General features: G+C 62.1%; 2 protein-coding genes and 2 pseudogenes. 2 read left to right on the forward strand and 2 right to left on the reverse strand.

Annotated elements, in window-relative coordinates; translation table 11 throughout:
- Together L9Z73_RS31635 and L9Z73_RS26395 are read right to left on the reverse strand one after the other, a co-directional pair.
- A pseudogene (locus L9Z73_RS31635) lies at positions 1 to 83 on the reverse strand (hypothetical protein); the annotation flags it as partial.
- A gap of 9 nt (positions 84 to 92) precedes the next feature.
- Positions 93 to 1,391: pseudogene (locus tag L9Z73_RS26395) on the reverse strand (HAMP domain-containing protein); the annotation flags it as partial.
- A gap of 244 nt (positions 1,392 to 1,635) precedes the next feature.
- On the opposite strand from L9Z73_RS26395, the gene L9Z73_RS26400 reads away from it, so the two are divergent.
- Both L9Z73_RS26400 and L9Z73_RS26405 read left to right on the forward strand, forming a co-directional pair.
- Entirely contained in the window at positions 1,636 to 2,955 is a 1,320-nt protein-coding gene (locus L9Z73_RS26400; RefSeq protein ID WP_247407478.1) for a Na+/H+ antiporter family protein, read from the forward strand.
- A gap of 72 nt (positions 2,956 to 3,027) precedes the next feature.
- On the forward strand, positions 3,028 to 4,225 hold a 1,198-nt coding region (locus L9Z73_RS26405; protein WP_247407477.1), incomplete at its 3' end, for a cache domain-containing protein.

Below are 4,225 nucleotides of genomic sequence, written 5' to 3' on the forward strand. Positions count from 1 at the left end.
GCTTGGGCGGCGGTGCTCACGTCACCGATGGAGACTTTGTATTTACCGCCCTTCAAGTCAGCCCAACTGGTTGGCACGTCCGAGCCGTGCAGCAGTTTTTTGTTGAAACGGTTGAACCAGCCGGCCAACTGCCCCAGCTCGTCCTGTTTGTCGTAGGCCAGGCGGCGGGTCAGGTCGCCTTCGCCGCTGGCGATGTCTTCGAGCATGTGCGCCACGCCCAGGATCGGCCGGGTCACGCTTCGCGCCATCAGCCACACCAGCCCCAGGCCGATTACGGCGGCGAGCAGGCCCAGGCTCAATTCGAGCAAGGTGCCTCGGGTGTTATCGGCGTCCAGTTGCGCCTTGAGCGCTTCGGCCGGGCCCACCAGGATTTTTTCCGGCACATCCAGCAACACGCCCCACGGTTTGCCGTCGGGGATCGGCGCGAACGGCGCCAAGACCTTGAGTCGATGGTCGGCCCGCAGGCTGCTGATCCGCGCGCTGCCGGCCAGGGCGCTGATCAATTGCGCGCCGCTGGCGGGGTCGACCTGGTCCAGGCGCTGGCTGAGCTTGCTCGCATCCGCGCTGTAGCCGGCCAGTAAGCCGGTGGGGCTGAGAATGCTGACTTGGGTCTGGCCGTCATACAGCTTGTGGCTCGTCTGCTGGCTCACCGCCTGTAGGCTGTTGAGGTTGATGTCCACCGACAGCGAGGCGATGACTTTGCCATTCACCGTCAGCGGGAACACGAGGCTGGTCATCAGCACGTTTTGGCCGTCGATGACATAGAAGTACGGTTCGATCACGCACGGTTTGAGGGTGGTGCGCGGGCAGGTGAACCAGGCGTTGGCCTTTTCGCCGCTCGGACCGATGCGGGTGTCGGACATGTCGCTTTCGGGCAGCGACATGGCGGTGAGTGTGCCGGGCGTCGGCTGTGACCAATAGAGGGCGAACCGGCCTTTGTCGTTGCTGCCCAGCTCTGCCTGGTTGACGAACAGCTCATCCTTGCCGTCCAGTGCATTGGCTTCGAACACCAGGGACAACCCGAGCAGGTCGGGGTTGGCCTGCAAAGCGGCCTTGACCTGGCGGGTCAAGTCTTCACGGGTGTCGAAGGCGTCGAGGAAGCGTTTTTCCGCCTGTTCGCGCAGGAACAGCACCTGGCGGGAAAACCCATGACCGTATTGATAGGCATCCATGAACTGCCGGCGGATGCCCAGCGCCTGCGCTTCGCCCTGGGCTTCGATACGCGCCTGGGCCGCTTCATCGAGCATGTGCATGCTGGAGGCTTTGACCCGTTGCGAACTCTGTTCCATGCGATACAGCGACAGACCCACCAGCAGGGTCACGATCCCCAGCAGGCAGAGGCCTGCGAGCAGGGTGATTTTCCATTGAATGGACAGCTGTCTGAGGGGCATCGCGGGGCATCCTTAACCTGAAAACATAGAGAGCCCTTAGTATCGGCGGCTGTAATTTTTTCTTTATTCAAACGTTCAATTTAAATCTGTAAGCGACGCCGTTTTTTGACATGCGGGCGCGCCTGCTGCAAAGTGCGCGCCCTCTAATAAGACCTCCTTTAAGCCTGTACGCCGGCAGTCATCCACAATGGCCGCTAGGGCGCGGGTATGCCTGTTGTTTGATTTTTTGCTTGAGGTAACCATGATTAACGCAGTCATCGCCGCAGTCGGCACCATGCTGGTGCTCAGCCTGTCCCGCGTGCATGTGGTCATCGCCATTATCGTCGGCGCCCTGGTGGGCGGGCTGACGGGTGGCCTGGGCATCGACGCTACGCTCAAGGCCTTCAACGGTGGGCTGGGTGGTGGCGCGACGGTGGCTTTGTCCTACGCATTGCTCGGCGCTTTCGCGGTAGCGATTGCCAAGTCCGGCCTGGCGCATGCCCTGGCGGACAAGGCGCTCCTGCTGGTCGATCGCCAGGAAGCCAGCGGCGGCAGCCATGTCAAATGGTTACTGATCGGCTTGCTGTGGGTGGTGGCGATTGCGTCGCAAAACATCCTGCCGATTCATATCGCGTTTATCCCGCTGCTGGTGCCGCCGTTGTTATACGTGCTGACCAAACTGCAACTGGACCGCCGCCTGATCGCCTGCGTGATGACCTTCGGTTTGATCACGCCTTACATGTTCCTGCCGGTGGGCTTCGGCAACATCTTCCTCAACCAGATCCTGCTGGCCAATGTGGCCAAGAGCGGCGTGGACATCAGCCAGGTCAACGTGACCCACGCCATGGGCCTGCCAGCGCTGGGCATGGTGGTCGGCCTGCTGGTGGCGGTGTTTGTCAGCTACCGCAAAAAACGCGTGTACGACCTGGAGAAAATCGAGCGGGTCGAACAGGTCGCGGTGCGGTACAACCCGCTGACCCTGTTGGTGGCCGGCCTGGCGATTGCCTCGGCGTTCATCATTCAGTTGTGGCTGGACTCGATGATCATCGGCGCCCTGGCCGGGTTCCTGATTTTTTCGGTGTCGGGCATCGTGCGCTGGCGCGAGACGGACGATTTGTTCACCGAAGGCATGAAGATGATGGCGATGATCGGCTTCATCATGATCGCCTCCTCAGGGTTTGCCGAAGTGCTCAAGGCCACCGGTGACGTGCGCTCGCTGGTGGAAACGTCGGCGGCGTTCATCGGCCATAGCCGTGGGGTAGGCGCGTTGCTGATGCTGCTGGTGGGGCTGCTGGTGACCATGGGGATCGGCTCGTCGTTTTCCACGGTGCCGATCCTGGCCGCGATTTTCGTGCCGCTGTGTGTGCAATTGGGTTTCAGCCCGCTGGCCATCGTCTGCATCGTCGGCACGGCCGGTGCCTTGGGCGATGCCGGTTCGCCGGCGTCGGATTCGACCCTGGGCCCCACCTCCGGCCTCAATATCGACGGCCAGCACCACCACATCTGGGACACTGTGGTGCCGACGTTCCTGCATTACAACATTCCGCTGCTGGTGTTTGGCTGGGTGGCGGCGATGACGCTCTGACGAGGTAGCCCTACAGAATCCGCGCAGTGGGCCGATAACCTCTTAAGTCGCCATGAATAAGAGAGAAAAGCCATGCGTCTGAGCCTGAAGGTCAAAGTCCTGTCCCTTGCCATAGTGCCCGTGCTGTTGTTCGCCCTGGTGATCAGCCTGACCACGGTGTGGATACTGCAGGGGCAAGCGCGCAACGAGGTGGATGAGACCCGCCAGCACTTGCTCGACGCCGCCAAGGCCACTCTGCAGAGCTATGTGGAAGTGGCAATGACCACGATCAAGCCGCTCTACGACGCCGCCGCCCCGGGTGATACGGCGGTGCGTGCCGAGGTGGTTAAGCTGCTGTCCAATACCAGCTACGGCAAGGACGGCTACTTCTTCGGCTACGACTCCGACACCATCCGCCTGTTCAAGGGCAACAGCCCGGACGGCGTGGGCAAGAGTTTCAAGGACAACCGCGACCCCAATGGGGTCTACGTCAACCGCGACCTGGTCAAGGTCGGCAAGGACGGCACCCACTACCTGCAATACAGCTCGACCCAGCCCGGGCAGACCGAACTGGTGCCCAAACTGGGCTACACCGAGTACCTGCCCAAGTGGGACATGGTCATCGGCACCTCGGTCAACCTGGATGGCATCGACGCCCAGGTGGCGGTGGTCGAGGCCAAGGTCGAGAAACGCATGGAGGGCGTATTGCTGAGTATCCTCGGCGTGGCCGTGCTGGTGCTGCTGGTGATTGCTGCGGCGGGCATGGTCCTGGCCAATACCATCCTGCGTCCGCTGCACCTGATGAAAGCCAACCTCGACGACATCGCCGCCGGCGAAGGCGACCTGACGCGGCGCCTGGCTATCACCAGCCAGGATGAGCTTGGCGATCTGGCCGGGGCTTTCAACCGTTTTGTCGACAAGATCCACGGCCTTGTACGCCAGATCACCGAAATGACCGCGCAACTCACCGGGCTGGTGGGCCAGGTGTCCGACCAGGCGCAGCGCTCGGAACAGGCCATGGAGCGTCAGCGTCACGAGACCGACCAGGTGGCCACCGCGATCAATCAGATGTCCGCCGCCGCCCAGGAAGTTGCGCACAGTGCCCAAGGCGCCTCCGTCGCGGCGCAACAGACCGACGTCGAGGGCCAAGCCGCCAAGCGCGTGGTGGACCGCAGCATCGCGCAGATCCATGCGTTGGTGAACGATATCCGCAGCAGCGGGGTGTCCCTCGACAGTCTGCAACAGGACGTGTCGTCGATTGTCAGCGTGCTCAGCGTCATCCGCTCCATGG

It is taken from the genome of Pseudomonas emilianonis (genome assembly GCF_023072625.1).
Taxonomy (GTDB): domain Bacteria; phylum Pseudomonadota; class Gammaproteobacteria; order Pseudomonadales; family Pseudomonadaceae; genus Aquipseudomonas; species Aquipseudomonas paraveronii.